The 5000-nt window shown below is 52.5% G+C and carries 2 tRNA genes and 2 rRNA genes (1 of these 4 running past the window's edge); all 4 read left to right on the top strand.

Annotation, left to right across the window (positions count from 1 at the left end):
• The first annotated feature begins 613 nt into the window (after positions 1–613).
• Positions 614–2098 (top strand): 16S ribosomal RNA (locus tag KBY49_RS11645).
• Between the two features lie 222 nt (positions 2099–2320).
• Positions 2321–2394, top strand: a tRNA-Ile gene (locus KBY49_RS11650).
• A 9-nt stretch (positions 2395–2403) separates the two neighbouring features.
• Positions 2404–2476: transfer RNA gene (locus KBY49_RS11655), tRNA-Ala, on the top strand.
• Between the two features lie 507 nt (positions 2477–2983).
• Positions 2984–5000 (top strand): 23S ribosomal RNA (locus tag KBY49_RS11660); it runs 871 nt beyond the window's last position.
• Together the 16S and 23S rRNA genes with 2 tRNA genes alongside form the textbook arrangement of a ribosomal RNA operon.

The following is a 5000-nucleotide window of genomic DNA, read 5'->3' on the forward strand; positions in this document are numbered from 1 at the left end:
CTGCTTGCTTAAGGGGAGGTTGTGGTGTTATGATTTTGGACTGGTCGGAAACCGGTAAAACGGATTTTCGACTGGGGCAGACAGTTGAGGAGGCGCGAGCCGCCGATGCTGTAGGTTTTCTGAGTCGCTGAGAAGCGACGGCCACCGAGAGCTTCCTTGAAAGGGGAAGTGGAGGAGGCTGAACCTGGACAACTAAAAAGTTTAGGAACTGACGCTTTCACTGCGTCAAGTACCTAGGGAGCCTGCGCTGGGACCTTTTTTAAAGGGTTCTAAAGGTGTTGGAGCTTAGGTGCTTGGCAGATATGCAGTGAGGGTGTGAGGTCCCGTCAAAAAGAAAAAAAGCGGGAACCCTGCATCAGTTGTTGCTTGAAGCCTTTCACGGGGTTTTGGGTAATGGTGTGCTGATGCGAACGGGACCGCGACCGGATCTGAGATTCGGGAAAGTCAAGAGGAAAGAGATTTCTGAATGCACTCTTTGAAACCTTCTGTCAGAGGAAGGGGCTCCAACTACTGTTTATACGCCAGTGTAAACAATTTTTGATTATATCAAGATTAAGTGGGTGAGAAGCAAATCAAGCTGAGGTGGATGAAAGTTTACCAAAAGGGTTTGACTACAACGGAGAGTTTGATCCTGGCTCAGGATGAACGCTGGCGGCGTGCTTAACACATGCAAGTCGAACGAACCTTCGGGTTAGTGGCGGACGGGTGAGTAACGCGTGAGAATCTGCCCTCAGGAGGGGGATAACGGCTGGAAACGACCGCTAATACCCCATATGCCGAGAGGTGAAATGAATTTCGCCTGAGGATGAGCTCGCGTCTGATTAGCTAGTTGGTGGGGTAAGGGCCCACCAAGGCTTCGATCAGTAGCTGGTCTGAGAGGATGATCAGCCACACTGGGACTGAGACACGGCCCAGACTCCTACGGGAGGCAGCAGTGGGGAATTTTCCGCAATGGGCGCAAGCCTGACGGAGCAACGCCGCGTGAGGGATGAAGGCCTCTGGGCTGTAAACCTCTTTTATCAAGGAAGAAGATCTGACGGTACTTGATGAATAAGCCACGGCTAATTCCGTGCCAGCAGCCGCGGTAATACGGGAGTGGCAAGCGTTATCCGGAATTATTGGGCGTAAAGCGTCCGCAGGCGGTCTTGTAAGTCTGTCGTTAAAGCGTGGAGCTTAACTCCATTTCGGCGATGGAAACTACAAGACTAGAGTGTGGTAGGGGCAGAGGGAATTCCCGGTGTAGCGGTGAAATGCGTAGATATCGGGAAGAACACCAGTGGCGAAGGCGCTCTGCTGGGCCATAACTGACGCTCATGGACGAAAGCCAGGGGAGCGAAAGGGATTAGATACCCCTGTAGTCCTGGCCGTAAACGATGAACACTAGGTGTCGGGGGAATCGACCCCCTCGGTGTCGTAGCCAACGCGTTAAGTGTTCCGCCTGGGGAGTACGCACGCAAGTGTGAAACTCAAAGGAATTGACGGGGGCCCGCACAAGCGGTGGAGTATGTGGTTTAATTCGATGCAACGCGAAGAACCTTACCAGGGTTTGACATCCTGCGAATCCCTTGGAAACGAGGGAGTGCCTTCGGGAGCGCAGAGACAGGTGGTGCATGGCTGTCGTCAGCTCGTGTCGTGAGATGTTGGGTTAAGTCCCGCAACGAGCGCAACCCACGTCTTTAGTTGCCAGCATTTAGTTGGGCACTCTAGAGAGACCGCCGGTGATAAACCGGAGGAAGGTGTGGATGACGTCAAGTCATCATGCCCCTTACATCCTGGGCTACACACGTACTACAATGCTACGGACAAAGGGCAGCAAACTCGCGAGAGCTAGCAAATCCCATAAACCGTGGCTCAGTTCAGATCGTAGGCTGCAACTCGCCTACGTGAAGGCGGAATCGCTAGTAATCGCAGGTCAGCATACTGCGGTGAATACGTTCCCGGGCCTTGTACACACCGCCCGTCACACCATGGAAGTTGGCCACGCCCGAAGTCGTTACTCCAACCCTTGTGGAGGAGGACGCCGAAGGTGGGGCTGATGACTGGGGTGAAGTCGTAACAAGGTAGCCGTACCGGAAGGTGCGGCTGGATCACCTCCTAACAGGGAGACAATAACTGATTGTGATGTCTGAGTAAATTATTCTCAGGCCATAATCCTGTCATCTCGAAGGTCGATCGGTACCTCAACTTGATTATCAGAGAAGAGCTGAGAGATCAGCTTGGAGACTGTGGAATCAATTTCAGTTCCTAAACTTTTGTCTAGTTCACCCCACAGGGCTGTTGAACATTAAATGTTTAACACTAGTGAGTGGTTACGACTCCTGGGCCATTAGCTCAGGTGGTTAGAGCGCACCCCTGATAAGGGTGAGGTCCCTGGTTCAAGTCCAGGATGGCCCATTCGTGTTTGGGGGTTTAGCTCAGTTGGTAGAGCGCCTGCTTTGCAAGCAGGATGTCAGCGGTTCGAGTCCGCTAACCTCCATCCAAATTTGTAGCGCCCTGCCAGATGCGAACAGGAGTTCAAATCTGAGGTGATCTAGAATGTTTTAGCTAGTTTAGTAGCAAGTGAATCTAGCCTCATTTTATCAAGCTAAGAAAGATTAGCTGTGTTGAAATGATGCTGGACTCAAGAGGGCCTCCCAAGGGCCTGATTTGTGTTCTAGCAGAACCTTGACAACTGCATAGGTGAAGTCTGGAAATAAAGCATCTCATGGATGCCCAGACCGATTGAAGCTGAAAGCGCAAGCTGGGGGCAGAGATTGGGAAGGGAAAATTCTATTGAGTTTTTAGAGCCGAGAGCTTCCAGTGTTCTTCCAAATCCGCCGAGGAGGAGGGAGTTTGATCCTTGTATTCAAACTACTAGTTTAAGAGCTAAGCATTGGGTAAATAGCTGAGCAATCAGCGAAGAACCGAGTAATTAGCTAGTGAATTAGCCAGTGAATCTAGAGAGAATAGGCCTCAACAGCCTGAAGCATTGGGAGTTTAATTTGGTCAAGCTACAAAGGGCTCACGGTGGATACCTTGGCACACAGAGGCGATGAAGGACGTAGTTACCTGCGATAAGTCTCGGGGAGCTGGAAACACGCTTTGATCCGGGAATTTCCGAATGGGGCAACCCCTAGAACGGCCGCCTGAATCCATAGGGCGGCTCGAGCCAACCCAGCGAACTGAAACATCTTAGTAGCTGGAGGAAAGGAAAGTAAAAACGACTCCCTAAGTAGCGGCGAGCGAACGGGGAAGAGCCTAAACCGATGGTTTCGACCATCGGGGTTGTGGGACAGCAACGTGTATCAGGAATGTTAGGAGAAGCGCTTGAAAGGCGCGCCATAGAGGGTGAAAGCCCCGTATTCGAAAACTGAACTGAGCTAGCTGTATCCCGAGTAGCACGGAGCACGTGAAATTCCGTGTGAATCTGCGAGGACCACCTCGTAAGGCTAAGTACTCCTGTGTGACCGATAGCGCAACAGTACCGCGAGGGAAAGGTGAAAAGAACCCCGGGAGGGGAGTGAAATAGAACATGAAACCGTGAGCTTACAAGCAATGGGAGCCCTACTCATAGGGTGACCGTGTGCCTGTTGAAGAATGAGCCGGCGACTTATAGGCACTGGCAGGTTAAACCGGAAATGGTGGAGCCATAGCGAAAGCGAGTCTGAATAGGGCGATAGTCAGTGTTTATAGACCCGAACCCGGGTGATCTAACCATGGCCAGGATGAAGCTTGGGTGATACCAAGTGGAGGTCCGAACCGACTGATGTTGAAAAATCAGCGGATGAGCTGTGGTTAGGGGTGAAATGCCAATCGAACCCGGAGCTAGCTGGTTCTCCCCGAAATACGTTGAGGCGTAGCGTCTAGTGCTCCAGCAGGGGGGTAAAGCCACTGTTTCGGTGCGGGCTGCGAGAGCGGTACCAAATCGAGACAAACTCTGAATACCCTGTGTGTAACTAGGCAGTCAGACTGTGGGGGATAAGCTCCATGGTCGAAAGGGAAACAGCCCAGACCGCCAGCTAAGGTCCCCAAATCAACACTGAGTGATAAAGGAGGTGGGGTTGCCCAGACAACCAGGAGGTTTGCCTAGAAGCAGCCATCCTCAAAGGAGTGCGTAATAGCTCACTGGTCGAGCGATCCTGCGCCGAAAATGAACGGGGCTAAGTGTTGTACCGAAGCTGCGGATTTAATTGTTCTTTTGAACATTCAAATGGTAGGGGAGCGTTCTATGTGGGGTGAAGCGTTAGCGTAAGCGGGCGTGGACTGCATAGAAGTGAGAATGTCGGCTTGAGTAGCGAAAACATGGGTGAGAATCCCATGCCCCGAAACCCTAAGGGTTCCTCCGGCAGGCTCGTCCGCGGAGGGTTAGTCAGGACCTAAGGCGAGGCCGAAAGGCGTAGTCGATGGACAACAGGTCAACATTCCTGTACCTGTGATGTTTTGGGAAGGGGGACGGAGAAGGCTAGCCAAGCCAGATGTTGGTTACTGGTCCAAGCGTTCGAGGCGTTGAGAAGTGGCGAAAACACTTTGAGCTGAGGCGTGAGTGCGAGCTGCTACGGCAGCGAAGTTGGTGACGTCAAGCTTCCAAGAAAAGCCCTATACCCGTTAAGGCATCATGGCCTGTACCCGAAACCGACACAGGTGGGGTGGTAGAGAATACCGAGGGGCGCGAGGTAACTCTCTCTAAGGAACTCGGCAAAATGGCCCCGTAACTTCGGGAGAAGGGGTGCCACCGCAAGGTGGTCGCAGTGAAGAGGCCCAGGCGACTGTTTACCAAAAACACAGGTCTCCGCTAAGTCGCAAGACGATGTATGGGGGCTGACGCCTGCCCAGTGCCGGAAGGTTAAGGAAGCTGGTCAGCGAAAGCGAAGCTAGCGACTGAAGCCCCGGTGAACGGCGGCCGTAACTATAACGGTCCTAAGGTAGCGAAATTCCTTGTCGGGTAAGTTCCGACCCGCACGAAAGGCGTAACGATCTGGGCGCTGTCTCGGAGAGAGGCTCGGCGAAATAGAATTGTCTGT

The sequence above is a fragment of the Cyanobium sp. WAJ14-Wanaka genome, assembly GCF_024345375.1.
In the GTDB taxonomy this organism is placed as follows: Bacteria; Cyanobacteriota; Cyanobacteriia; order PCC-6307; family Cyanobiaceae; genus Cyanobium_A.